We start from the raw sequence: 24730 nt of genomic DNA, 5'->3' as shown, positions 1-24730 counted from the left end.
AACGATTTCCCTCATGATCTCGTCATCAAAGCTACCAGTCGAGACTAAAGCATTTAGGCGCAAGATCAGAATGAAGGTTGGCAACAGATTTGAATGAAACCGCCATCGAAAAGGCCCCGCACAGCGCAGGGCCTTGATTTTAGAGCTGCCTGGCTAAAAATAAATAAATATATTTAAGCTTAAGTACTCGACAGCGCTGAAAGCGTCCATTTGTTTACCTGATGCCTGGCAGTTAAGAACTAACCTGCGGCTTGTCTGTAAGGCGTCAGTTAAACGTTCGAGCAGGTAAAATCAACCGGTTTATTACTGATAAAGCGCTTTGGCAAATAACGATGATAATTGCGCTGCTCGCAAAAACTCTTAAATTCATCGAGATTTGTCACGCCAGCCTTGTCATATAGCGTTTGCATATAGTTACAGATCGTATTTTCAGAAAGATTTAAACGCTTGGCGGCATCTTTGGCTTTCAATCCCTGTAATCGATAAAACATAATTTCGCACTGCCGCTCGGTAAAAAAATCGTCCGGTTTATTTAATAAAAATGAGCCAGGCATGTTACCTTTGACATAATCATTTAAGGTATAGACTTCAAGTTTTTTTGTATAGACCAGGACGCCAATACATTTATTCGCTTCATTACGAAATGGGATTTTATTTACCGTAAAGGGATAATCTACAGCATGAGGATGAATTTCTAAGCTAATCAAACTGCTATTTTTTTTATAACAGTTTGATCTTGCCGGACGAATTCTCGCGGGTTATCAAAATCCTCAAGTTTGGAATTTATCTCGCAATCCAATTTCCCAATAAGCTCGGCAGTAGATTTTACGTTAAATACTTCTTTCGCCATTGCCGGGTTGGCATAGATGATTCTTGATTCCAGGTTTTTTATGCAATATGGGTCAGGCAACTCATCAAACGTATTGATAAAATCTTTGCTAATATTTATTTCTGGAATGATTTGCGTATTGCATGAATGTTCTCTTTCCATGAGTGTTATCCTCATATTTCAATGAATGATTTATTAGTATTACATATATATAATTGATGTTTTTAATTACAGCATACCAGCGCAAGAATTAACATACTGATTTTTCATAAGACCACAAGCCAGATAATGATCATATTTTCATTTATCATGATTGTCACCCTTATGTGCATTTACAGCGCAACGTTTTATAACTTCCCTGCCAAAATAGCGAGAAACAACGACACAAACAACTGTACTTTCTGGTATATTTCATTTTTTTCACATATTCACATCGCCGTAATAATAAATCAGTCAAATTTCTTCATTAATAAATTAATTATTATAAAAATTTTTAATATTAAAATCACTTATCGGTATTGGCATCAAACTGTCCAAGTTAGCGATTTATTGATTACCCTTTACGTTGATTATCTCTGCGCATAACATTTGGTGAGTTTAATACTCAGCGGACGCGCGCAGCTAATCTCATAAAATGCGACCAACTCCATAAAACTAGCAGATAGCGGTACGAAAAAAAGCAATTTCAGCGCTGTATAACAGTAGAAGGTTGGGAAATACATCAAGATGAATTCAGCAGCAGAGGCAGGCAATGATAAAGAAAAGCTCGCCCACTCAAACAATCGGGGTCGGTATTGGCGGTACGGCTGCTTAATTAACAGGGCGGTGCTGATAATAATCGCGCCATAGGGAGCTATCCGTCCCTGATGGGCCGTGGGAGTGAATTTGTCCCATGGATTATTGCGGCAATTTCGTTGTAGAGAAGTAATCCTGTTGAATGACCAGGAGACTACCATGGTGATATCTGTTTGGTGGTTATTGCCGGCCGGTATGCTGGGTGCGTGTATCGGCTTACTTGCGCTGGCGCTATGTACTGTCAGCGGTTGGACTAGCAATGCGTTGGACAAGGAGGCGTTAAGGCGCGGCGCGCGTGAGAACAAAACGTGTTGATGGATAAAACCCGTTATACTTCCGGGCCCGGTTCGTCAAAGCGATAGCAGGCATTGACGCCCATGGCCCGGCTTACATCCGCTACGCTGTCATAACTTGGGATCGGGCGTCTCTACTTTTTCATCATCGCCATTCACTTCGACAAATTGCGAGACCGATATCAATCGGACAAAGTGCGCTATTAATAAATCCGCATCGGATTGTAAAAACTCCTCGCTGGCGCTTGAAGCGGACAAAATGGCCTTTTCGATATTGGTTGCCATCACCGATGAGCCGCTTTTGCCTACCGTCAGCACCAGCGCGGCCAAGAGAAGTGACTGGGCTTCAACCTGGGCGGTCAGCTCTTTCGCAGCAGCGTCGGCTTTAGCCAGTTTTCTCAAAATATCAATGACAAGATTTTTCATATATTCCTACTTCAAAAATAAGCGGCGACAAGCCTATCATGGAATGCGACATAGCCACGCCATCTTACACTTATTGTGGTTAAGTTAATATCTCCTGAACTGTAAGTTTTGCTTATGCCTGATGCAAAAACGTTGCGAGAGCGTGTATTAGCCGCCTCGGCCGTTTCCTCTTTGTCATGGTATTTACATAATAGGAACAACCTATTAGCGTTTCTTAACATTTAACTGCCGGCAGATAATACCGCGGTGATAAAAGATCGAGATTTGAACCGCATTACCCAAACTAATTCCAGGCGAAAGCAATATTAAATCGATTAAACACTCTGAAGCAGGCATCCGGTCGGCGGCAATGAAGACACCCGAGATGCGCCGGACCCGATTTGATAATGGGCAAACCGGGTCACTGGCGCTGTAAGAAGATCGTTATTTCAGAACCGGCTTAATCCGTTATCGCCTTGGCGCCCGACGATTTTAATATGCCGTCGGCGCGGAACATGGCTTTGATGCCCCGTACCGCCTGCCGGATGCGATCCTGGTTTTCAATCAGGGCAAAGCGCACATGCGTGTCGCCATAATCGCCAAAACCGATGCCAGGCGATACGCAGACCTTGGCTTCCGCCAGCAGCTTTTTAGCAAACTCCAATGAGCCGAGATGGGCGTAATGTTCCGGAATCTTGGCCCAGACATACATCGAGGCTTTCGGAGTATCCACCATCCAGCCGGCCTCGTGCAGGCCGCGCACCAGCACATTGCGCCGCTGGTGATATTGCTCGACGATATCCAGCACGCACTGCTGATCTCCTTCCAGCGCGGCGATAGCGGCCACCTGTAGCGGGGTGAAGGTGCCGTAATCGTGGTAGCTTTTGATCCTGGCCAGGGCATTGACCAGTTCGGCGTTCCCCACCATGAAACCAATGCGCCAGCCTGCCATATTGTAGCTTTTGGACAAGGTGAAAAATTCCACCGCGATCTCTTTGGCGCCCGGCACCTGCATAATCGACGGCGCCTTCCAGCCGTCATAAACGATGTCCGCATACGCCAGATCGTGAACCACCAGCACTCCGTACTGGCGTGCCAGAGCCACCACCCGTTCAAAGAAATCCAGTTCGACGCACTGCGCCGTCGGATTAGACGGAAAACCGAGAATCATCATTTTCGGGGTGGGGATGCTCTCGCGGATTGCCCGCTCCAGCTCACGGAAAAAATCCACCCCCTCCACCAATGGCACCGACCGGACCTGGGCGCCGGCAATCACCGCGCCATAGATATGTATCGGATAGCTGGGATTGGGCACCAATACGGTATCGCCATGATCGAGGGTAGCCAGCATCAGATGGGCCAGCCCCTCTTTGGAACCGATAGTCACTATGGCTTCGCTATCGGGATCGATGTCCACCCCGTACCGATCGCCATACCAGTGCGCAATGGCGCGCCGCAGGCGGGGGATACCGCGGGAAGTGGAGTAGCCGTGGGTATCCTCGCGTTTGGCGACGGTACACAGCTTTTCGACAATATGCGGCGGGGTCGGGCCGTCGGGATTGCCCATGCTGAAATCAATAATATCTTCGCCGCGCCGCCGCGCCGCCATTTTCAATTCTGCGGTAATGTTAAAAACATAGGGGGGGAGACGATCGATGCGCGTAAAGCGCCGTGGCAAACCGATTGCGGCCATATTTTCCTCGATATACGTTAGCGCCCGGACCATCCGAGCGACGCCGGCCCTAAGCAGGGCCTGTTATGAACCTACCCTGTTGCGCGCCCGATTTCAATATTCATTTGCAGGCGTGTTAAAAAGAGGAATTATCAGGAGCATAAAAAATTAATTTTCCTCTTTTTTCTGACCATAATAGATTTTTTGCCCGTATTTCCGCCCTAAAACAAATCCTCTATTAAGCGCTAAGGTTTCCTCAAATAGCCGATCAAAGACCATCCGCCCGCGGGTCGGCATAGATGGAACATTAGCCCCCCATTGCTTATAGTAGTGGGCGGCGCTTACCCTTTATCTGGAAATGGTTGTGAAAGAGATGTTCGACATGCTGCTGGCGGTGTATGAACGCGCGGCATTGATGCTGATTTGCCTGTTTTTATTGACGCGTACGCGCCAGTTCCGCCAGTTGCTGCAAAAAGAGCAGCATACCCGCCAAGAGCTGGTGGCGGTGACGGCCATTTTTTCGCTGTTCGCCATTTTTAGCACTTATTCGGGTATTCACGTCGAAGGGTCGCTGATCAATGTGCGCATCATCGCGGTCATGTCCGGGGGAATTTTGTTCGGGCCCTGGGTCGGCATCGCTACCGGCGTGATTGCCGGGGTGCACCGCTACCTGATTGATATCGACGGCCCCACGTCGGTGCCTTGCCTGATCAGCAGCATCGTGGCGGGGTTTGTATCCGGCTATATCAAACTCAAGATTATCAAAGAGCACCGCTGGGGCATCGGCATTATTGGCGGCATGCTCTGCGAATGCCTGACTATGCTGCTGGTTATTTTATGGGCGCAGCCGATGTCCCTGGGTCTGGATATCGTATCGAAGATTGCCGCGCCGATGATTCTGGGCGGCGTCAGCATCGGCATGATCGTGCTGCTGGTGCAGGGGGTGGAGGATGAAAAAGAAGTCATTGCCGCCCGGCAGGCCAAGCTGGCGCTGGATATCGCCAATAAGACCCTGCCCTACTTCCGCCACATTGACAGCGAATCCCTGAGCACCATCTGCGATATTATCCGCACCGATATCAAAGCCGACGCGGTAGCCATAACCAATGAACACCATATCCTGGCTTATGTAGGTATTGGCGCGGAATTTTATAATATCGGTCATGAAATCATAAGCGATATGACCAAAGAGAGTATCCAAAGCGGCAAAATCACTATTAAAAATAATGATGAAGCCGATCGCACCCCGCAAATTCATTCGCTGATCATCATTCCCCTGTGGGAAAAAGGGGTCGTCACCGGCACTCTCAAGATCTATTACTGCCATGCCCACCAGATTACCAATTCGCTGAAAGTCATGGCCATTGGCTTATCGCAGATTATCTCGACGCAAATTGAAGTTTCGCGCATTGAGCAATTACGCGAAATGGCCGACCAGGCTGAATTGCGGGCGCTACAGAGTAAAATTAATCCGCATTTCCTGTTTAATGCCCTCAACGCCATCTCGTCGTCGATTCGCATCAATCCGGATACCGCCCGCCAGTTGATTATCAATCTGTCCCGCTATTTGCGTTACAACCTGGAGTTAAACGGTGCGCAAATCGATATTAAAAAGGAGCTGTATCAAATTCAGGATTATATCGCCATCGAACAGGCGCGGTTCGGCAGCAAGTTATCGGTTATCTATGATATCGATGAAGAGCTGTCATTCAGCATCCCCAGCCTGCTGATTCAGCCCCTGGTGGAAAATGCCATTGTCCATGGCATCCAGCCCTGCCGCGGCAAAGGCGTAGTGGTGATCTCGGTGAAGGAAGATGGCGAAAACCGCATTCGCATTTCAGTGAAAGACACCGGCAGCGGCATCAGCGAGGACATTATCGGCCAGGTGCAGCGCAATGAGTTGCCGGCCAAGAAAATCGGCCTGCTGAATGTCCATCACCGGGTAGCGCTGCTTTATGGCGAAGGGCTGCATATCCGTCGGCTGGAGCCGGGCACCGAAATCTGGTTCTATATTGCCGTGAAAGATCGCAAACTGGCCGCATGACGCCGCCGATCCCGTATTTTTTTGACCACGAGGCGCTATGAAAGCCATTATTGTCGAGGACGAATTTCTGGCGCAGGAGGAGTTGCGTTTCCTGATCCAAAAACACAGCGGCCTGACCATAGAAGCCACTTTTGAAGACGGTCTGGACGTGCTGCGCTATTTGCAAAACCATGAAGTCGACGTCATTTTCCTGGATATCAACATCCCATCGCTGGACGGCGTACTGCTGGCGCAGAACCTGAGCAAATTCAGCCATAAGCCGGAAATCGTGTTTATCACCGCCTACAAAGAGCATGCGGTGGAAGCATTTGAGCTGGAAGCGTTTGACTATATCCTCAAGCCTTATCAGGAATCCCGCATCGTGACGATGCTGCAAAAGCTGGAGTCTTTGCATAAAGAGCCGGGCAACCCGTCGTCCGGCGGTCCGCTGGCCAATGCCGGACGCAGCCCCCACTCCATTAATTTGATGAAAGACGAGCGGATCATCGTCACCGACATCGGCAATATGTATTACGCCGCGGCGCAGGAAAAAGTGACGATTGTCTATACGCGGCGCGAAGAGTTTATTATGCCCATGGCCATTTCGGAGTTTTGTACCCGCTTGCCGGAGGAGTTCTTCTTTCGCTGCCATCGCTCATACGTGGTCAACCTGGCTAAAATCCGCGAAATCGTACCCTGGTTTAATAACACTTACCTGTTGAGATTAAGCGATTTGGATTTTGAAGTGCCGGTGAGTCGCAGCAAGGTGAAGGCCTTTCGGCAATTGATGCGTTTGTAGCTATCCCTGCTGAACGGGGCGCCGGCAATAGCGACGCCCGGTCAACGAATGACGAATTACAATTCCCGGCCCATCAGTTGACGCATATGCGCGCCGGCGCCCAGCAAACCTGGCTGTTCATGGCTAATCAAAAACACGGGGATTTCACTCAGGTAGTCCTTGAAGCGGCCCTTATCCTCAAAGGCCGCGCGGAAACCGGACGTGCGAAAGAAATCCAGGAAACGCGGGACCAGGCCGCCGGCGATATACACGCCGCCAAAGGTGCCCATATTTAATGCCAGGTTGCCGCCAAAACGGCCCATCAATACGCAAAACAGAGATAACGCGCGGCGGCAGTCATCATTGCTGCCGGCGATGGCCTGTTCGGTGATCTGCTGCGGTTTCAGCTTGTCCGGGGTGCGTCCATCGACGGTAACGATAGCGCGATAAAGATTGACCAGTCCGGGCCCCGATAATACCCGCTCGGCGGAAACGTGCCCCAATTCCTTGCGCAGCACCGTCGCGATCTGCTGCTCTTCTTCGCTGCCCGCCGCAAAATCCACATGCCCGCCCTCGCCGGGCAGGCTTATCCAGCGCTTGTCCAGATGGATCAGATGGCAGACTCCCAGGCCGGTGCCCGCGCCGTATATGGCAATAGGGCGCCCGGGCTGCGGGGCGGCGCCGCCGAATTGAATGACGTCGCGGTCGGTCAGCATCGGCACGGCCATGGAGACAGCGGTGAAATCGTTAATGACTTCCAGGCGCGACAATCCCAGGCTGGCCTTCATGGCTTTGATGGAGAATGCCCAGGAGCTGTTGGTCATATCCACCCAATCATCGGTAATCGGGCAGGCGATGGCGATACAGGCTTCGGTGGCCTCCACTTTTTGCGCCGTCAGATAATGGCGGATGACCGCTTCCAGCGTTTCGTAATCTTGTCCTGAGTAGGTATGGATATGGGAAATTTCGCCGCTATCCATATCACATAACGCCAGCCGGGCATTGGTTCCACCAACATCGCCGACCAGGGCATATTTAGTCATTATTTCTGGCTCCAAAGGTTCTGCCAATTGTCGCCGGGATTGGCCCGGACAGCATGCATAAACAATTTATTATTATGATAATAATACCAGTTATATTGGCCAAAGCTATAAATTGAGTACGCTTTAGGATGTATGAACGTTTGCGCGGACGAAATAATTTTACCGAATTTATCGCTGCTCCCCTGTTGAGTGTAAGGGGTGATATAGCGTAAGTTACTGACAGCACGGCCGGGAGCCAGACTGCAGGGTCCGCCCGGAGCAATAACGGCCAATACCTTATACTTAATAATAAAAGGAACCCCTATGGTTTATCTGGCCAGTCCGACACGTTATGACGATATGCTGTATCGCCGCTGCGGCAATAGCGGCCTCAAGCTGCCGGCGGTTTCGCTGGGCCTGTGGCATAACTTCGGTGATGTCACTTTACTGGAAACTAGCCGCGCCATGGCGCGCCATGCCTTCGATCTCGGCATCACCCATTTTGATCTCGCCAATAATTACGGGCCGCCTCCCGGCTCCGCCGAGGAAAATTTCGGCCGCCTGCTGCGCGAAGATTTTCATCCCTATCGCGATGAGCTGATTATCTCCTCCAAAGCGGGCTACACCATGTGGCCGGGTCCTTATGGCGACTGGGGCTCGAAAAAGTATCTGGTATCGAGCCTGAATCAAAGCCTGCGCCGCATGGGCCTGGACTACGTGGATATTTTTTATCATCACCGTCCCGACCCCTCCACCCCGCTGGAAGAGACCATGGCCGCACTCGATCTGCTGGTGCGCCAGGGCAAGGCTTTATACGTCGGCTTGTCTAACTACCCGGCGCCGCTGGCCCGCCAGGCCTTTGACATATTAAAAGCCCTCGGTACCCCTTGCCTGATCCACCAGCCAAAATATTCCATGTTTGAGCGCTGGGTCGAACCGGAACTGCTGGACGCGTTGCAAGAAAATGGGGTGGGGTCGATTGCCTTTTCGCCGTTGGCGGGGGGATTGCTCACCGATCGTTATTTGCAGGGCGTGCCCGAGGATTCGCGGGCGGCCAGGCCGGGCAATACGTTGACGCCGCAGCAGATTACCGAACAGAAAATGGATAAAGTGCGGCGCTTGAACGCCCTCGCCCTCTCCCGCGGCCAGAAACTGGCGCAAATGTCCCTGGCCTGGGTATTGCGCGGCGATCGGGTGACATCGGTATTGATTGGCGCCAGCAAAACCTCGCAAATCGACGATGCGGTGGGCATGTTGGCCAATCGCGAGTTCACGGCGGATGAGCTTGAACAAATCGAGGCCATACTGGCATAAAACGTAGCCGCCGTTATCCAGCCTTATTGACCGGCTATATGTAAAAAAGGGACCCCCTGGGGTCCCTTGAGTTTGATGACAAAGCCCTATTTGTGGGCATGATAGGCAAGATCGTAAAAAATCCATCCATGGAGGCTCGGGCGCGCCATCCCTGGCGCGCTACGCTTTACTCTTCTTACCCATCATGCCCACTTCGACCTTATGCACAGGTTTGTCAGCAGTCTGAAAGGACCCCCTGGGGTCCCTTTTCGCTATGTTGCTTCGCCGCGCCCGGTGCGTTAAAGGCTCATAGAGGTGCCAATCAGCAGATAGGCGTTAAGCGTCACCACCACCGTCACGATAAGCCACCCCAGCACCTTGATCACCTTGGAGTTCACCATATCGCCCATCAGATCGCGGTTACCGGTAAAAGTCAGCAAAGGCACCAGCGCCAGCGCAATGCCGAAGCTGAGCAGCACCTGGCTTAACACCAGAATGCGGGTGGGATCGAGTCCCATCAAAATCACCGCGAACGAAGGCAGCATGGTCACGACCCGGCGAACCAGCAGCGGTATGCGAAAGCGCACGAATCCCTGCATCACCACCTGCCCGGCCATGGTGCCCACTACCGTGGAAGAGAGCCCCGCCGCGACCAGGCTTAAACCAAATACCGTCGCCGCCGTGTGATTCAACAACGGCGTCAGGGTCAGATAGGCTTCGTCCAGATCCGCAATACCGGTATGCCCGCTGAAATGAAAAGCCGCCGCCGCGGTGGCCATCATCGCCAGATTAACAAAGCCGGCGATAGTCATGGCAATGGCCACGTCCAGTTTGGTGGAGGAGTAGCGCTGCGCGCGATTGCCATACTGGCCGTTCTGGGTCAATGAAGAATGCAGGTAAATGACATGCGGCATAATGGTGGCCCCCAATACGCCGGCGGCGAGAAAAACCGCATCGCCATTAGGCAACGTTGGCAACAACATGCCGCGGCCAAGCTCCGTCATATTGGGCTGTGAAAAAAACAGCTCCGCGATATATGCGCCGGCCACGAACAGCAATAATCCGCCAATGACCCATTCCAGCGGTTTTTGGCCGCGCTGTTGCAGCATCAGGATAAGAAAGGTCACGATGCCGGTAATGATCGCCCCTTGCAGCAGCGTAACGCCCAGCAGCATTTTGAAGCCGATGGCGGCGCCCACGAACTCCGCCAGGTCGGTGGCCATGGCGATAATTTCGGCCTGTATCCAGTACGCCCAGACGGCGGGACGCGGAAAGCGATCGCGAATATGCTCCGCCAGATTTTTACCGGTGGCAATGCCCAGTTTGGCCGATAAGAGCTGGATCAGCATCGCCATGAAATTCGCCCAGACCACGACCCAGAGCAGTTGATAACCAAAGCTGGCGCCGGCCTGAATGTTGGTGGCGAAATTACCCGGGTCGATATAACCAATGGCCGCGATAAACGCCGGGCCGAGCAACGAAAGCTTAACCCTGCGCGATACGCCGCTGACGCCTTCTGCGGTTCGGCTGTTCCACATATCAGTGACCCTTATGATCCATCGATTTAGCTTCATCCTATCCAAACGATAATAATTATCAAGCGCATTTGGGACGTTTCGACTTATCTCTGCGATAGATGGCGTTGATGGTGAGCATAGAAGGGTAAAACCCAGCCTGATGACAGTGACATCCCTAACAAACCGGCCAAGACCGTTTGACGGTTACTAGATGACTTTAGCATACAATTAACATAATCTTCTAGAAAATTAACTTTTTTCGCTGTTAATTTGTGAGCAAAGGGGCATCTGGATATTCTAATAGATGATTTTTATATATTTGCAACTTATAACTCGTTTTTGGCCGGGCCGTTACATAGAATGAGCGGCGAATTACTGCCTGCCTCATAATTGGAGCATCTATGTCCCGGATTTTTCATTTCGTCCTCGCGCTTGCCGTAGTGGCAATCTTGGCGTTATTAGTCAGCCACGATCGTAAAAAAATCAGGCTCCGTTTTGTCGTTCAATTGTTGGTTATTGAAGTCCTGCTTGCTTATTTTTTCCTCAACTCGCAAATCGGCTTAGGATTCGTACAGGGCTTCTCAGCACTTTTTGATAAATTATTAGGTTTTGCCGCCGAAGGGACCGGCTTTGTTTTCGGTAATATGAACAAGCAGGGTTTGGCATTCTTTTTCTTGAACGTTTTATGCCCCATCGTGTTTATCTCGGCATTAATCGGCATTTTACAGCATATTCGGGTACTGCCATTTATTATCCGTATTATCGGTACCTTGTTATCCAAAGTTAACGGCATGGGCAAGCTTGAATCTTTCAATGCCGTCAGCTCATTGATTTTGGGGCAATCGGAAAACTTTATCGCTTATAAAGATATCCTCGGCAAAATGTCCGAACGCCGCATGTACACCATGGCGGCCACGGCGATGTCCACGGTATCCATGTCCATCGTTGGCGCGTATATGACCATGCTGGAACCCCGGTACGTGGTGGCCGCGCTGGTGCTCAATATGTTTAGTACATTTATTGTGCTGTCATTGATCAACCCCTACCAGGTGGAAAAAGAAGAAGAGTTGCAGATGAGCAACCTGCACGAAGGGCAAAGCTTCTTTGAAATGCTCGGCGAATATATTCTGGCGGGTTTCAGGGTGGCTATTATCGTAGCGGCCATGTTAATCGGCTTTATTGCTATTATCGCCGCGGTCAATGCGCTGTTCAGCATGATATTCGGTATCAGCTTCCAGGGCATTTTGGGTTATATATTTTATCCCTTCGCCCGCATTATGGGCGTGCAGGGTGACGAAGCATTACGCGTCGGCAGCATTATGGCCACCAAACTGGTATCAAATGAATTTGTCGCCATGATGGACTTACAAAAAGTCGCCGGCCAATTGTCCGCGCACTCGGTTGGCATCCTGTCGGTATTCCTGGTCTCATTTGCCAACTTTTCGTCCATCGGCATTGTCGCCGGGGCGATTAAAGGGCTCAACGAACACCAGGGCAACGTGGTATCGCGTTTTGGCCTTAAACTGGTGTATGGCTCCACGCTGGTCAGTATCTTATCCGCTTCCATAGCCGGCCTGGTACTTTAACCCGGCGATTTGCTTATCGTTATCGTTGAAGGCCCGCGGGCCGGTTGGGGTCAGGGCAACCTGGCCCTTTTTTTATGCTGGCATGCTGGCGCCCGCCGGGAAAAACGTGACGGGGATAAGCCGGCGGTGGGAATGAATGACAGGCACAAAAAAACCGGCCGGAGCCGGTTTTTTCTAATTTGGTGGAGCTAAGCGGGATCGAACCGCTGACCTCTTGCATGCCATGCAAGCGCTCTCCCAGCTGAGCTATAGCCCCAAGATGCTATTATTGCCACGCCCGCCGATACAACCGATATGCCTGACCAATTTAATGGTACCAACCTGGTGATTGGTGGAGCTAAGCGGGATCGAACCGCTGACCTCTTGCATGCCATGCAAGCGCTCTCCCAGCTGAGCTATAGCCCCGTTCCTGACATATCATATCTGGTGGACGGGGCGCATGATATGAAACCCGGCAAACAGTGTCAACGGCTAAATGAATTAAACGCATCAAACGCTGAAAAAGCCGCCAAATCAGCGGCTCAGGTCAGGATAATCAGGCCCGTTGCGCAATAAATGCCAATGCCATATCAATACGCGCCAGCGAGCGCGATTGGCCGACCGCATGCACGGTAACGTCCAGGGCCGGGGATTGGCCCGCGCCGGTAACGGCAACCCGCAGCGGCATGCCGACTTTACCCATGCCGACGCCCAGCTCCGCCGCCGTTTGCTCAATGGCTTCATGCACCTGCTCGGGCGTCCATTCTTTCAAGGCGGCCAGTTTGCCGCGCACCAGTTCCAGCGGCTCGCGAGCCACCAGACGCAGATGTTTTTTAGCCGCGTCGGCATCAAAGCTGTCGAAATCCTGATAGAGATAGTGGCAGGACTCGGCCATTTCTTTTAGCGTCTTGCACCGATCCCCCAGCAGCTTCACCAGTTCGACCAATTGCGGGCCGTTGCGGGTGTCGATGCCCTGCTGTTCCATGTGCCAGACCAGGTGCGTGGCGACATATTCCGGCGGCAGATGGTTAATGTAATGGTGGTTGAGCCACAGCAGCTTTTCGGTGTTAAACGCACTGGCGGATTTGCTGATATCTTCCAGGGTGAACATCTGCTTCATTTCTTCAATGGAGAAGATTTCCTGATCGCCATGGGACCAGCCCAGGCGCACCAGATAGTTGAGCAAGGCTTCCGGCAGGAACCCATCGTCCCGGTATTGCATAACGCCGACCGCGCCGTGGCGCTTGGACAGTTTTTTGCCGTCGTCGCCCAGGATCATCGATACGTGGGCATATTCCGGCACCGGGGCGCCCAGCGCCTTGAGGATATTGATTTGGCGCGGCGTATTGTTGATATGGTCTTCGCCGCGGATGACGTGGGTAATTTGCATATCCCAGTCGTCTACCACCACGCAGAAATTATAGGTCGGCGAACCGTCGGTGCGGCGGATGATTAAATCATCCAGCTCCTGGTTGCTGAATTCGATCGGGCCGCGGATTTTATCATCGAAGATCACCGAGCCTTCCTGCGGATTGGCAAAGCGCACCACGCAAGGCTCGTCGTCGCCGTGCTGATGATGATTGTGGCGGCAATGTCCGTCGTAGCGGGGTTTCTCGCCGTTAGCCATTTGCCGTTCGCGCAGCGCTTCCAGCCGCTCTTTGGAACAGTAGCATTTATAGGCGGTGCCCTGTTGCAGCATCTCGTCGATGACGCCGTTATAACGATCGAAACGCTTGGTCTGGTAGTACGGGCCTTCATCCCAATCCAGGTTCAGCCAGTTCATCCCGTCCATGATGGCGTTGATCGCCTCTTGGGTGGAGCGTTCCAGATCGGTATCCTCGATACGCAATACGAACTCACCGCCCTGGCTGCGGGCGAACAGCCATGAATATAAAGCGGTACGGGCGCCGCCGACGTGAAGATAGCCGGTGGGGCTGGGCGCGAAACGGGTTTTAATTTTCATCGGGAACACTGCCTTAATTACGCATGGCTGACAGTCGGGAGAATGGCTCCCGGCCGGTTATAAAAAGAGGACAATATTCTACCACTCCATTCCGATTCCTCAACGCTGTTCCACTTTTGCTGCTCTTTTTACCGTTAAAAGCGGCGCAAATCTTCCCATCTTGTTTAATTTTACGACGAACACACTTTTTGCTTGGAAAAATCGTTGACTCACTTTGCAGTATCCCTATAATGCGACTCCACACGGCGGGGTGATTAGCTCAGCTGGGAGAGCATCTCCCTTACAAGGAGAGGGTCGGCGGTTCGATCCCGTCATCACCCACCACTTTCTTTTTTAAAAAAGTGGCTCCGCTGTGAGAAATAGAAGTAATACGCTGTAAGAAGTGGGTGATTAGCTCAGCTGGGAGAGCATCTCCCTTACAAGGAGAGGGTCGGCGGTTCGATCCCGTCATCACCCACCACTTCTTGAGTCGGTATTGTTTTGATGTTCGTTTTCAGAAATGGGTGATTAGCTCAGCTGGGAGAGCATCTCCCTTACAAGGAGAGGGTCGGCGGTTCGATCCCGTCATCACCCACCATTTCTGATCTTTTAAGTGGGTCGTTAGCTCAGTTGGTAGAGCAGTTGACTTTTAATCAATTGGTCGCAGGTTCGAATCCTGCACGACCCACCACTTTCAAAGATCCCTCCCCTTTTAAATCCTAATACAGAACTCACAGAACGCACTTGTCGTGCCGGATTTGAACCTGCGCAGGTTCAAGTCGAGCTTTGCGAGACAGCGTTGCCGCACGGCAACGACCCGCAGGGCGAGGCCAACGGCCGAGTCATCCTGCACGACCCACCACTTTCAAAGATCCCTCCCCTTTTAAATCCTAATACAGAACTCACAGAACGCACTTGTCGTGCCGGATTTGAACCTGCGCAGGTACGAGTCGAGCTTTGCGAGACAGCGTTGCCGCACGGCAACGACCCGCAGGGCGAGGCCAACGGCCGAGTCATCCTGCACGACCCACCACTTTCAAAGATATTCTCCCCTTTACAATCCTAATACAGAACTCACAGAACGCACTTGTCGTGCCGGATGTGACAAAAATGGGCCGAGATCTTCAGGCGCTTTGATATCCTGGGCCCGTCACTTTCCTCCGGCTAAATCAATAAAACTACCTGTTACATACGATGCCTCATCAGATAACAACCACGCGATAGCCTGAGCGACCTCTTCCGGTTGGCCTCCACGTTGCATCGGCAGATGTTGTTTTACTCGGTCAACCCGCCCTGCCTCACCACCGTCGGCATGCATCCCGGTATATATAAATCCAGGGCGAACGGCATTTACACGAATGCCCTGGGCTGCCACTTCCAGAGACAAACCGATGGTTAGGGTATCAATAGCCCCCTTTGAAGCAGCGTAATCGATATATTCATGGGGGGAACCGAGCCGGGATGCCGCCGAAGATACGTTAACAATCGCCCCTCCCTGCCCACCATGACGCCACGCCATACGCTTTACCGCCTCGCGTGCGCAGATAAAGCTGCCGCTGACATTTGTGGCAAACAGCGTTGCCAGCCGTTCAGTATTTAGTTGTTCTATGGAGGCTTGGGGCATCAGCATTCCTGCGTTATTCACTAACCCAGAGACAGGTCCAATCCTTTTATCTATTTGTAAAAAAAGCTCCACGACCTGTTCTTCCTGGGAAATATCGGCCTGCACGGCAATAGCTTCACCGCCGCTGTGGTGAATTCTGTCAACCACCTCTTGCGCGCACTCTTCGCGCGTGTGATAGCCGATACAAACTTTATGTCCCTTGCTTGCCAGGCATAGTGCGGTTGCGCGACCAATACCGCGGTCTCCACCGGTTATCAGAGTGATTTTATTTTTCATATAGTGTTTCCCACCCGCAGGTTTATTTTTGTTCAAAAACATCAACGCCGTAATGACTAGACCGCATTACTCGACAAAATAAGGCCATCACGATGAATCCCCCGTTACCCACGACTCTAATGGCGCCGCCAACAACTGGCCCCAACGACAAGCCTAGCACTACAAGGAACACACATGTCGCGCCGGATTCGACAAAACCAGGCGGGGTTTTGAACAGCGCCCCGCGCTGGCCCGCAGGGCGAGCCTTCAAGCGGTTACGCAAGCGGTGGCGGCATAGGATTAAACGGAAATATGGTGGCTAACCAGGGAACCGTTGATAAAACGATGGATCATGAACGACGGCGGGTCGTTGGCGGGGGGAACCGCCGTCGCTCCAAACCACATGGGGTTTGCGGGGCAAATGGAACCGCAAATATACGCGGGTATCCCCGCCAGGGTGCCCGCCACGGGTCGGTGAACGTGTCCTGTCGCTATGGCGATTGGCCGGCGCGGATTGTTTCGCAACTGTTCGCCAAACTTCACCGATTCGCGACACATGATTTGATCCATGGGAAGGATGCCGCTTTGGAATACGTGATGATGCAGAAACAGCATTGACGTTGCAGGACCTTCAGTGGACAGGGTTTCCTCCAGCCAAGGAAGGTGTTCAATCACTTTACCGGCAGAAGCGCCCGCGACGGTTGAATCAAGTCCGATGAGGCGAATATCATTTATATCCGCCACAAAATGCAATGCTCCCGAACGGTCGCCGTACCCGTTGCCATTCCAATAACTACAGCCCAAAATGGAACGCATCAATGCACAGTTATCGGAATTACCCGGCAGGATGAATGCAGGATAAGGTCTCTTATCCAGGCGGGCCGCAATGGTTTCGTAGCCGTCGAACCAGTCGTTATCGATCAAATCGCCGGTGAGGACCAGGGCGTCAGGTTCAATTAGATCGATCCACGCCAGGGCGCGGTCAAGCCTGGACAGGTTGTCATTGTCGGGTGCGGCATGAATATCCGAGACCTGAGCGATAATCACGAGTGCCTCCTGTTGTTATGCAAAACGATGTTAAGCAATTCCATGTCAAGCAACCCCGATGGGCCTGCTTTGCAGCTATGGCTAAGGTGAATGGAATAATAAGTGAGCCATGCTCCTCACTACGCCTATATCCCGGCCTGGAGACCTGGCGCTCCGTAACGGGATGATTTTTGCGGCCTAAAGCAACTGTACGCAGGGCGAGGCCAACGACCGAGCCGTCCCGCACGATCTGCGGCTGGCAAAAATATCTTTCCGGCAAGTCCGATTTTGTCCGTTTTACCGCCATGGTTGTCATTTACCGGGCGGCATGGCGCACCGGCGCCGAGCATACTCAAGTCTGATTTTACCGTCGGAGTCGCTTATGTTAGCTGAACCTGCAACAAAATATACCCCCTTCCCTCCGGTCAAACTTGACGATCGCCAGTGGCCGTCCCGGCAGCAACTCATCGCGCCGCGCTGGTGCTCAAGCGATTTGCGAGATGGCAACCAGTCGCTGGCCGAACCCATGGACAATGCGCGTAAGCGGCTGTTCTGGGATCTGCTATTGCAGTGCGGCTTTAAAGAAATCGAAGTGGCATTTCCCTCGGCCTCGCAGACCGACTTTAATTTTGTCCGTGCATTAATAACGGAAAAGGCCATCCCGTCCGATGTCGCCATTCAGGTCCTGACGCCCTCCCGCCCCGATTTGATCGAGCGGACCATGGAGGCGTTGGCGGGGGTGCCGCGGGCCATTGTTCATTTGTATAACGCCACCGCGCCGGTATTTCGCGAACTGGTTTTCCGGCAGGATAAAGCCGCCACCATTGCGCTGGCGGTGGCGGGCGCCAGGCAAATCCGCCAGTTATGCGAGCAGCAGCACGAAACCCAATGGACCTTTGAATATTCGCCGGAAACATTCTGTTTTACCGAGCTCGACTTTGCGCTGAGTATTTGCGAAGCGGTGGCCGACGTCTGGGAACCGGACGATCGGCGGCCCATGATTATCAACCTGCCCGCCACCGTGGAAGTCAGCACCCCCAATATCTATGCCGATCAGATCGAATGGTTTTGCCGCCATTTCAGCCGGCGAAACCAGGTATGCATCAGCGTTCACCCCCATAACGACCGCGGAACCGGGGTGGCCTGCGCCGAACTGGCTATGCTGGCCGGCGCGGATCGCGTCGAGGGCTGCCTGTTCGGCAACGGCGAACGTACCGGCAATGTGGATCTGGTAACCCTGGCGCTGAATCTCTATACCCAAGGCATTGCGCCGGGTTTGGATTTCAGCCGCTTGAAACAGGTAGTGGACGTCGTAGAACAATGCAATCAATTGCCGGTGCATCCCCGTCATCCTTATGCCGGCGAGCTGGTATTCACCGCCTTTTCCGGCTCGCACCAGGACGCCATCAAAAAAGGATTTGCCGCACGCGCCCAATCCACGGAAAGCCGCTGGCGCGTACCCTACCTGCCCCTGGACCCGGCGGATGTGGGTTGCACCTATGAAGCCATTATCCGCGTGAATAGCCAATCGGGCAAAAGCGGCGCCGCTTGGCTGCTGGAGCAGAACCACGGCCTGCATCTGCCCCGCTGGCTGCAGGTAGATTTCAGCCAGGCGGTGCAATCGGCCACGGACGAATCCAGCAAAGAGCTTTCCCAGGCCGATGTGTGGAATTTGTTTCGCCAGCGCTACGGCCTGTCGACGACCGCGCTGATGACACTGATTCGCTACGAAAATCAGGGCGGGGATAACCAGCATAATTTCAGCGCCACGGTAAAATTCGGCGACCGGGAATTCAATCTGCGGGGGAGCGGTAATGGCCTGCTTTCGGGGGCGGTGGACGCGCTGCGCCGCGAGTGGGCAATCAATCTTACCATTCTCGATTACCAGGAACACGCCCTCGGCCAGCAAAGCGACAGCCGCGCGGTAGCGTACCTGCGCTGCGCTTATGAGTCCGAGCGCACGGTTTGCGGCGTGGGCATCGACAATGACTCCGCCAGCGCGTCCCTGCAAGCGCTGTTTAACATCGCGGGCAGCCTGCTGAGCTGACGCCATCCTTTGTCGTCCCGCTTATGCGCCGCCCTGACCGCCAAAATAATCGCTGGGCGCCACCCCCAGCGTACGGCGAAACATCGCGCTGAAAGCGCTGGGATTGTCATAGCCCAATTCCAGCGCGACCTGGGTTACCGGCTTTCCCTGCGCCAGGTAATCCAGGGCCGCAAGTAATCTGGCCCGCCGCACCCAATCGCTGAAACGCAGGCCGGTTTCCGCCTGGAAACGCCGCGCCAGGGTCCGGCTGCTCATATTCAATTCCACGGCGGTGCGCGCAAGCTCCCACAGGGCCCCCGGTTGCCGCTGGATACGCCGGCTTAATTCCAGCATCATTGGCTCCCGCGGCTGCGGTAAATGCAGCGGCAACATGGGCAAGGTGCGGATTTCATCAAGTATCAATTCGATAACGCGCTGCGCGCGGGTACCGGCGAGCTCCGCCTCCGTAATGGTCAATGCGGCATTAATCAGCTCGCGCAGCAGAGGGGAAACCTGCACCACCTGACAGCGCGCGGGCAAATCGGCGCGCGCCAGGGGATCGATAAACAGCGTGCGCGCGGCCACCGCGCCGGTAAAGGTTAATTGATGGTCCGTTTTGGCCGGCAGCCACACCCCGCGGCCGGGGGGCGCCACCCAGCAGCCCTGGCGGGTTTCCACCGTGACGACGCCGGTAAGTATATGCACCAATTGCGCGCATTGGTGGCGGTGCATGGGCTCTTGTTCGCCATGGGCATAATCCCTGGCGTACGGGATTACCGCGCGTTGCTGTAGGAAAAAATCATTTTCATATAACATGCTGCCTGCCCGTTACGCGTTAAAGCCTATCAACGGTGGACGGTATATCCGTCCATAGCCTCTTTATGCCATGCAGGGCTGGTGGCTAACAACTTTTATTTGCTTGATTTATATCATAAAGCAAAAAAATTAAATATTTAACTATTAAATAGCTTGCTATTTAATAGCGATAAATATACATTTACCTCCACGGAACGCGCAGCAAATTCACCCGGCGGAAAAGCACGATGCCGGACATGTGCTAAAGTTTTGGAGCAATCTTATCGGTAATTAAATAGCACACTATTTAATAGCTCGATAAATTAACTACCCGCATTCGCCGCGGCGAACGCTTTTATTAATCTAAGGAATATCACCATGAGCAAATTAACCACTATGTTTACCGCTTCGCTGTTAACCATGGGTATGAGCAACGCGTTTGCCGCCGCTACCCCGGTCCCGGCCGCCGATCGTCAGGTGCAGGCGTTCCTGAACGCCCTGAACAGTTCCGGCGGCAAGCCCATGGAACAACTCTCCCCCAAGGATGCGCGCCAGGTATTAACCGATGCCCAGGCCAATGCCAAACTGCCGGCGGCTGATGTGAGCAACAAAACCATCACCGCGGACGGCAAGGAAATCGCCCTGACCATCGTTAAACCGCAGGGCGCCACCGGCACCTTGCCGGTATTTATGTTTTTCCACGGCGGCGGCTGGATACTCGGGGATTTCCCCACCCATGAACGCCTGGTACGTGATTTAGTCGTGGAATCCGGTGCGGCCGCGGTGTTCGTCAACTACACCCCGTCCCCCGAAGCGCATTACCCGGTCGCCATCAACCAGGCTTATGCCGCCACCCGCTGGGTAGCGGAGCATGGTGATGAAATCGGCGTGGACGGCTCGCGCCTTGCCGTCGCCGGCAATAGCGTCGGCGGTAATATGGCCACCGTGGTCGCGCTGATGGCCAAAGAACAAGGCGCGCCGAAAATCCGCTTCGAAGCCCTGATGTGGCCGGTGACCAACGCCGATTTTGAGACCGGCTCATACAAGACTTTTGCCAAAGATCATTTCCTGACCCGTAATATGATGAAGTGGTTCTGGGATGCCTATACCAAAGATGAGGCGCAGCGCAAGGATATCCATACCTCCCCGCTGCTGGCGACCGCTGCGCAGTTGAAAGGCCTGCCGCCGACCTTGATCCAGACCGCCGAGCTGGACGTCCTGCGCGACGAAGGTGAAGCTTATGGCCGCAAGCTCGACGGCGCCGGCGTGGACGTCACCGTGACCCGCTATAACGGCATGATCCATGACTTCGGTTTACTGAACCCGTTGAGCCAGGTGCCGGCCGTTCGCGCCCAGGTACTGCAAGCCGCCACCGAACTGAAAACCCACCTGCAATAAGCACTCCGTTGATGACCACCCGGGAGCCTGATGGCTCCCTTTGCGTTATCCGCAGCCGGGCTGTCAGCAAAATCTTTCCCGCATAAAAGCAATATACTCATCCTCGGGCAATTCGCGCCGGGCGCGGATAAATCCTCGGCTATCGTCCCCGATCAGATAACGCAAACGATCCGACCCATCGGTGGCCGCCTCATGGATAACCTTGGCCACATCCAGCGCACTGATGGTCCTGGCCGCGCCCAGCGCGGCAAATGCCCGCTGCGTCTTGGCGATAAAAAGCGCGTAATCGGTTAATCCTTTATCCTGGGCTTGATATTCGCCCTGGCGCTCGACAAATCGGGTTTCCGTCACGCCGCCGTGCGGGATAACCAGTTTTACGCCGATGCCCACCGCCGCCAGCTCATAGGCCAGCGCTTCGCTAAACCCCTCCAGGGCAAATTTACTGGCGCAATAAAGCGAAATCATCGGCAGGGTGAACAGGCCGGCGCCGGAACTGAGATTGATAACAGTACCGCTGCCCTGGCGGCGAAAATGGGGCAATAGCGCCCGTGTCACCGCCATGACTCCGAAAACGTTGACGGCGAACTGCCGCTGGATCTGGGCCTCGGTCACGGCCTCAAACAGTCCGAACTGGCCGAAGCCGGCGTTATTGACCAGCGCGTCGATAGCGCCAAAGCGTTGCATGCCGGCGTCGATGGCGTCGCCGATGCTGTGCGCATCCTCCACATCGAGCCTGGTCAGCAAGATATTATCGCGCCCGGCCAGCGGGGATTCCGGCTGCGGGTGGCGTAGCGTGGCGACCACGTTCCAGCCTTGATCGGCAAAATAGCCGGCGGCGGCCAGGCCGATGCCGGAAGAGGTGCCGGTGATGAGCAGGGTTTTTGCCATGGGTGACAGACTCCGTTGGAAAGGCGTGAATGCCTGCGGCCAGCATAAATCCGTTGAAAGCATGCAACAATAGGCCTAGTTTGACATGATTTGATGCAGGAAATAGCACAATGAAGAATACGGCATTGTTCGAACTGCAGGCTATAGACGCGGTGGCGTCGGCCGGCAGTTTCCGTCAGGCCGCCAGCCAGCTCGGCATCTCACCGTCGGCGCTTAGCCACCGGGTGGCGACGCTGGAAAGCCGTCTGGGGGTGCGTCTGTTTAACCGCACCACCCGCAGCGTTTCGTTATCCCAGGCTGGCGAACAATTGCTAAACCGGGTGCGCCCGGCGCTCAATGAAATCGATGCGGCCATGGAGGGCGTCAACCGGTTTCGCCTGACGCCGTCCGGGCGCCTGCGGCTCAATACCGCCGAAGCGGCGGCCAGGATGATCCTGCGGCCGATCGTGCTGGAATTTTTGCGCCGTTATCCCGATATGACGGTGGAGATCGTGGCCGACGGCCGGCTGGTGGATATCGTCGCCGAGGGCTTCGACGCCGGCATCCGGCTGGCGGAAAGCGTGCCGCTGGATATGATTGCCGTGCCCTGCTCGCCGCCGCTGCGTTTTCTGGTGGTGGGCGCGCCGGCGTATTTTGCCTTATACGGCCGTCCGCAGGAGCCAGGCGAACTTGTCCGGCACCGCTGCCTGCGCAGCCTGCTACCCAGCGGCGCGCCGCTGCATTGGCAATTTGAACGACGGGGCGAAAAGCGGGTGGTGAATGTGAGCGGCCCGCTGACGCTGGATAACCAGCCGCTGATGATCGACGCCGCCCTGGCGGGCGCCGGTCTGGCCTGGGTGAGTGAATCGGCGGCGGCGCCCTATCTGTTGTCCGGCGCGCTGTCGCCGGTATTGGAAGACTGGTGTCCGCGGTTTGCGGGGCTGCGCCTGTATTATCCGGGACACCGGCTGGTGCCGGCCGGTTTACGCATGTTTATCGATCTTATCCGTGAAGTCATGGCAAGTCATGGCGACGCCCGGACGCCGCCATGAAGAATGCGCGCAATGACGTTAGTGCCCCCCGCCGCCGCCGCCCTGGGCGCTGAACGGCGGTTTCGCCAGCCAGATAACCAGGATCAGGGCAAAAAACATCCAGCCCAGCAGGGTAAAGTAGTCAATGGTGGAGAGCATATACGCCTGGCTTTCCACCAGCTTATCCAGTTGCGCCATGGTGGTCTGGCTGGCGCCCCCCAGCCCGGCGATATACTCCTGGGTATTGGCGCTGTAGGGCGTGATGTTTTCCGTCAACTGCGCATGGTGGAAAATTTCACGCCGTTGCCAAATCCAGGTGGTTAACGAAGAGGCAAAACTGCCGCCCAATACGCGCAGGAAGGTTGCCAGTCCCGATCCGTCGGCAATCTCCCTTGGCGACAGGCTAGAGAGCAGGATACTGGTGGTCGGCATAAAAAACAGCGCCACGCCAATCCCCATAAAGCCCTGGATCATCGCAATATGATAATAATCCACCTGGGTGGTGAAATCGGCGCGCATAAAGCAGCTGACGCCGATCACCAGGAAGGAGCCGCCCGCCAGCAGCCGCAGGTCGAACTTATGGGCATATCGTCCCACCAGCGGCGACATAAAGACCGGTAAAATCCCGATGGGCGCCGCGGCCAGCCCGGCCCAGACCGGGGTATAACCCAATTGGGTTTGCAGCCACTGCGGCAGCAACAGGTTGATGCCGAAAAACCCCGAATAGCCCAGCACCAGCGCCAGGGTGCCAAACGAGAAGTTCCGGTACCTGAACAACCGCAGGTTGACGATGGGATGCTTATCGGTAAATTCCCAGATCACCAATGCCGTCAGCGCGATAGCGGCGATCAGCGCCCCGATGATAATAAAATTGGAGCTGAACCAGTCGAGGTCGTTGCCTTTATCCAGCACCACCTGCAGCAGCCCGACGCCCACCACCAGCAGCCCCAGTCCGATATAATCGATGGGCTGATGCTCGGCCACCTCCGATCGCCCTTTAAGCTGCGCAAAGACCAGCATGGCGGCGAAGATCCCGATCGGCACGTTGATAAAAAAGATCCACGGCCAGGTGTAGTTATCGGTAATCCAGCCCCCCGCCAGCGGGCCGACGATGGGCGCCACCACCGTGACCATGGCCAGCAGCGACAGCGCCATACCCCGCTTGGCGGCGGGATAAATCGATAACAGCAGGGTCTGGGCCATCGGATACAGCGGCCCGGCGAAAAACCCTTGCAGCGCCCGGAAAATCACCAGTTGAGTCATACTTTGCGAGATACCGCACAGAAATGACGTCAAAATAAACAGGATGACCGAGGCCAGAAACAGCCGGGTCTGGCCGAAGCGCCGGGACATCCAGCCGGTTAACGGCAGCGCAATGGCGTTGGATACCGCAAACGAGGTAATAACCCAGGTCCCCTGCTCCGAGCTGACGCCCAGGTTGCCGGAGATGGTAGGCAACGCCACATTGGCAATCGTGGTATCCAGCACCTGCATAAACGTCGCCAGCGACAGTCCGATGGTAGCCAGGACCAGGCTGGGTGGACGAAACGATTGTTCACTCATGGCGACCCCGC

The 24730-nt window shown here is 54.1% G+C and carries 19 protein-coding genes, 6 tRNA genes and 2 other RNA genes; 13 read left to right on the top strand and 14 right to left on the bottom strand.

The window, feature by feature from the left end:
* Window positions 1–269: 269 nt before the first annotated feature.
* The 4 genes from ACL2XP_RS06285 to alaC form a co-directional block, all read right to left on the bottom strand.
* Window positions 270–707, bottom strand: coding sequence for a helix-turn-helix transcriptional regulator (locus ACL2XP_RS06285; RefSeq protein ID WP_413737737.1), 438 nt, complete (start codon window positions 705–707; stop codon window positions 270–272).
* Entirely contained in the window at window positions 704–991 is a 288-nt protein-coding gene (locus tag ACL2XP_RS06280; RefSeq protein WP_413737735.1) for a PAS domain-containing protein, read from the bottom strand. The genes ACL2XP_RS06285 and ACL2XP_RS06280 overlap by 4 nt, the downstream gene beginning before the upstream one ends.
* 1037 nt (window positions 992–2028) lie before the next feature.
* A complete protein-coding gene (iraP, locus tag ACL2XP_RS06275) occupies window positions 2029–2343 on the bottom strand; it encodes an anti-adapter protein IraP (protein WP_413737733.1) in 315 nt (104 codons plus the stop codon).
* Window positions 2344–2782: 439 nt separating this feature from the next.
* On the bottom strand, window positions 2783–4015 hold the full coding sequence (gene alaC, locus ACL2XP_RS06270) for an alanine transaminase (RefSeq protein ID WP_413737731.1): 1233 nt from the start codon (window positions 4013–4015) through the stop codon (window positions 2783–2785).
* Window positions 4016–4352: 337 nt separating this feature from the next.
* Here alaC and ACL2XP_RS06265 point away from each other — a divergent pair, with 337 nt between their 5' ends.
* On the top strand, window positions 4353–6038 hold the full coding sequence (locus ACL2XP_RS06265; RefSeq protein WP_413737729.1) for a LytS/YhcK type 5TM receptor domain-containing protein: 1686 nt from the start codon (window positions 4353–4355) through the stop codon (window positions 6036–6038).
* A 37-nt stretch (window positions 6039–6075) separates the two neighbouring features.
* The gene (locus tag ACL2XP_RS06260) at window positions 6076–6816 is read left to right on the top strand and encodes a LytR/AlgR family response regulator transcription factor (RefSeq protein WP_413737727.1); all 741 of its coding nucleotides are present in this window, start codon (window positions 6076–6078) and stop codon (window positions 6814–6816) included.
* Window positions 6817–6872: 56 nt separating this feature from the next.
* On the opposite strand, the gene glk is transcribed toward ACL2XP_RS06260, so the two are convergent.
* On the bottom strand, window positions 6873–7838 hold the full coding sequence (gene glk / locus ACL2XP_RS06255) for a glucokinase (RefSeq protein WP_413737725.1): 966 nt from the start codon (window positions 7836–7838) through the stop codon (window positions 6873–6875).
* Window positions 7839–8141: 303 nt separating this feature from the next.
* On the opposite strand from glk, the gene mgrA reads away from it, so the two are divergent.
* On the top strand, window positions 8142–9131 hold the full coding sequence (gene mgrA, locus ACL2XP_RS06250; protein WP_413737723.1) for an L-glyceraldehyde 3-phosphate reductase: 990 nt from the start codon (window positions 8142–8144) through the stop codon (window positions 9129–9131).
* Window positions 9132–9409: 278 nt separating this feature from the next.
* Here the strand turns inward: mgrA and ACL2XP_RS06245 are convergent, their stop codons facing one another.
* Window positions 9410–10648, bottom strand: coding sequence for an Nramp family divalent metal transporter (locus ACL2XP_RS06245; RefSeq protein WP_413737721.1), 1239 nt, complete (start codon window positions 10646–10648; stop codon window positions 9410–9412).
* A 380-nt stretch (window positions 10649–11028) separates the two neighbouring features.
* Between ACL2XP_RS06245 and ACL2XP_RS06240 the strand changes: the two genes are divergently transcribed.
* Window positions 11029–12213, top strand: coding sequence for a NupC/NupG family nucleoside CNT transporter (locus ACL2XP_RS06240; protein ID WP_413737719.1), 1185 nt, complete (start codon window positions 11029–11031; stop codon window positions 12211–12213).
* 180 nt (window positions 12214–12393) lie between these two features.
* Here ACL2XP_RS06240 and ACL2XP_RS06235 read toward each other — a convergent pair.
* The 3 genes from ACL2XP_RS06235 to gltX form a co-directional block, all read right to left on the bottom strand.
* A tRNA-Ala gene (locus ACL2XP_RS06235) sits at window positions 12394–12469 on the bottom strand.
* A 73-nt stretch (window positions 12470–12542) separates the two neighbouring features.
* Window positions 12543–12618, bottom strand: a tRNA-Ala gene (locus ACL2XP_RS06230).
* 130 nt (window positions 12619–12748) lie between these two features.
* Window positions 12749–14155, bottom strand: a complete 1407-nt coding sequence (gene gltX / locus ACL2XP_RS06225) for a glutamate--tRNA ligase (protein WP_413737717.1) — start codon at window positions 14153–14155, stop codon at window positions 12749–12751.
* A gap of 248 nt (window positions 14156–14403) precedes the next feature.
* On the opposite strand from gltX, the gene ACL2XP_RS06220 reads away from it, so the two are divergent.
* From ACL2XP_RS06220 to ACL2XP_RS06195, 6 genes are all read left to right on the top strand, one after another.
* Window positions 14404–14479, top strand: a tRNA-Val gene (locus ACL2XP_RS06220).
* A 60-nt stretch (window positions 14480–14539) separates the two neighbouring features.
* Window positions 14540–14615 (top strand) — tRNA-Val (locus ACL2XP_RS06215).
* 41 nt (window positions 14616–14656) lie between these two features.
* Window positions 14657–14732: transfer RNA gene (locus ACL2XP_RS06210), tRNA-Val, on the top strand.
* Window positions 14733–14749: 17 nt separating this feature from the next.
* Window positions 14750–14825: transfer RNA gene (locus tag ACL2XP_RS06205), tRNA-Lys, on the top strand.
* Window positions 14826–14869: 44 nt separating this feature from the next.
* Window positions 14870–14996: non-coding RNA, RtT sRNA (locus ACL2XP_RS06200), on the top strand.
* Between the two features lie 44 nt (window positions 14997–15040).
* Window positions 15041–15167: non-coding RNA, RtT sRNA (locus ACL2XP_RS06195), on the top strand.
* A 117-nt stretch (window positions 15168–15284) separates the two neighbouring features.
* Here the strand turns inward: ACL2XP_RS06195 and ACL2XP_RS06190 are convergent.
* Together ACL2XP_RS06190 and ACL2XP_RS06185 are read right to left on the bottom strand one after the other, a co-directional pair.
* A complete protein-coding gene (locus ACL2XP_RS06190; protein ID WP_413737715.1) occupies window positions 15285–16034 on the bottom strand; it encodes an SDR family oxidoreductase in 750 nt (249 codons plus the stop codon).
* 279 nt (window positions 16035–16313) lie between these two features.
* A complete protein-coding gene (locus ACL2XP_RS06185; RefSeq protein WP_413737714.1) occupies window positions 16314–17060 on the bottom strand; it encodes a metallophosphoesterase in 747 nt (248 codons plus the stop codon).
* A gap of 361 nt (window positions 17061–17421) precedes the next feature.
* Here ACL2XP_RS06185 and leuA point away from each other — a divergent pair, with 361 nt between their 5' ends.
* Window positions 17422–19086: a 2-isopropylmalate synthase gene (gene leuA / locus ACL2XP_RS06180; protein ID WP_413737712.1), complete on the top strand. Its 1665-nt coding sequence runs from the start codon at window positions 17422–17424 to the stop codon at window positions 19084–19086.
* A gap of 21 nt (window positions 19087–19107) precedes the next feature.
* Here leuA and ACL2XP_RS06175 read toward each other — a convergent pair whose 3' ends face one another.
* Window positions 19108–19881: an AraC family transcriptional regulator gene (locus tag ACL2XP_RS06175; RefSeq protein WP_413737711.1), complete on the bottom strand. Its 774-nt coding sequence runs from the start codon at window positions 19879–19881 to the stop codon at window positions 19108–19110.
* A 399-nt stretch (window positions 19882–20280) separates the two neighbouring features.
* Here ACL2XP_RS06175 and ACL2XP_RS06170 point away from each other — a divergent pair, with 399 nt between their 5' ends.
* Window positions 20281–21258, top strand: a complete 978-nt coding sequence (locus tag ACL2XP_RS06170) for an alpha/beta hydrolase (protein WP_413739099.1) — start codon at window positions 20281–20283, stop codon at window positions 21256–21258.
* Between the two features lie 63 nt (window positions 21259–21321).
* On the opposite strand, the gene ACL2XP_RS06165 is transcribed toward ACL2XP_RS06170, so the two are convergent.
* Window positions 21322–22146: an SDR family oxidoreductase gene (locus ACL2XP_RS06165; protein WP_413737709.1), complete on the bottom strand. Its 825-nt coding sequence runs from the start codon at window positions 22144–22146 to the stop codon at window positions 21322–21324.
* 110 nt (window positions 22147–22256) lie between these two features.
* Between ACL2XP_RS06165 and ACL2XP_RS06160 the strand changes: the two genes are divergently transcribed.
* Window positions 22257–23177 carry a LysR family transcriptional regulator gene (locus ACL2XP_RS06160; RefSeq protein ID WP_413737708.1) on the top strand — a complete coding sequence of 307 codons (921 nt, stop codon included), beginning with the start codon at window positions 22257–22259 and terminating at the stop codon, window positions 23175–23177.
* Between the two features lie 18 nt (window positions 23178–23195).
* On the opposite strand, the gene ACL2XP_RS06155 is transcribed toward ACL2XP_RS06160, so the two are convergent.
* A complete protein-coding gene (locus ACL2XP_RS06155) occupies window positions 23196–24719 on the bottom strand; it encodes a DHA2 family efflux MFS transporter permease subunit (protein ID WP_413737707.1) in 1524 nt (507 codons plus the stop codon).
* Window positions 24720–24730: the final 11 nt, after the last annotated feature.

This window comes from Sodalis sp. RH21, assembly GCF_047324175.1.
Lineage (GTDB): Bacteria > Pseudomonadota > Gammaproteobacteria > Enterobacterales > Enterobacteriaceae > Acerihabitans.
The sequence above is the reverse complement of the archived record's forward strand: the minus strand, read 5'-3'. Positions and strand labels throughout refer to the sequence as shown.

Bases quoted from the DNA above. Each gene is read 5' to 3' on its own strand.
- ACL2XP_RS06240 (WP_413737719.1), top strand. From the start codon at position 11,029: ATGTCCCGGATTTTTCATTTCGTCCTCGCGCTTGCCGTAGTGGCAATC.
- gltX (WP_413737717.1), bottom strand. From the start codon at position 14,155: ATGAAAATTAAAACCCGTTTCGCGCCCAGCCCCACCGGCTATCTTCAC.
- ACL2XP_RS06170 (WP_413739099.1), top strand. From the start codon at position 20,281: ATGGGTATGAGCAACGCGTTTGCCGCCGCTACCCCGGTCCCGGCCGCC.
- ACL2XP_RS06155 (WP_413737707.1), bottom strand. From the start codon at position 24,719: ATGAGTGAACAATCGTTTCGTCCACCCAGCCTGGTCCTGGCTACCATC.
- alaC (WP_413737731.1), bottom strand. From the start codon at position 4,015: ATGGCCGCAATCGGTTTGCCACGGCGCTTTACGCGCATCGATCGTCTC.
- ACL2XP_RS06160 (WP_413737708.1), top strand. From the start codon at position 22,257: ATGAAGAATACGGCATTGTTCGAACTGCAGGCTATAGACGCGGTGGCG.
- leuA (WP_413737712.1), top strand. From the start codon at position 17,422: ATGTTAGCTGAACCTGCAACAAAATATACCCCCTTCCCTCCGGTCAAA.
- ACL2XP_RS06165 (WP_413737709.1), bottom strand. From the start codon at position 22,146: ATGGCAAAAACCCTGCTCATCACCGGCACCTCTTCCGGCATCGGCCTG.
- ACL2XP_RS06265 (WP_413737729.1), top strand. From the start codon at position 4,353: ATGGTTGTGAAAGAGATGTTCGACATGCTGCTGGCGGTGTATGAACGC.
- ACL2XP_RS06260 (WP_413737727.1), top strand. From the start codon at position 6,076: ATGAAAGCCATTATTGTCGAGGACGAATTTCTGGCGCAGGAGGAGTTG.
- mgrA (WP_413737723.1), top strand. From the start codon at position 8,142: ATGGTTTATCTGGCCAGTCCGACACGTTATGACGATATGCTGTATCGC.
- ACL2XP_RS06245 (WP_413737721.1), bottom strand. From the start codon at position 10,648: ATGTGGAACAGCCGAACCGCAGAAGGCGTCAGCGGCGTATCGCGCAGG.
- glk (WP_413737725.1), bottom strand. From the start codon at position 7,838: ATGACTAAATATGCCCTGGTCGGCGATGTTGGTGGAACCAATGCCCGG.
- ACL2XP_RS06190 (WP_413737715.1), bottom strand. From the start codon at position 16,034: ATGAAAAATAAAATCACTCTGATAACCGGTGGAGACCGCGGTATTGGT.
- ACL2XP_RS06175 (WP_413737711.1), bottom strand. From the start codon at position 19,881: ATGTTATATGAAAATGATTTTTTCCTACAGCAACGCGCGGTAATCCCG.
- ACL2XP_RS06280 (WP_413737735.1), bottom strand. From the start codon at position 991: ATGGAAAGAGAACATTCATGCAATACGCAAATCATTCCAGAAATAAAT.
- iraP (WP_413737733.1), bottom strand. From the start codon at position 2,343: ATGAAAAATCTTGTCATTGATATTTTGAGAAAACTGGCTAAAGCCGAC.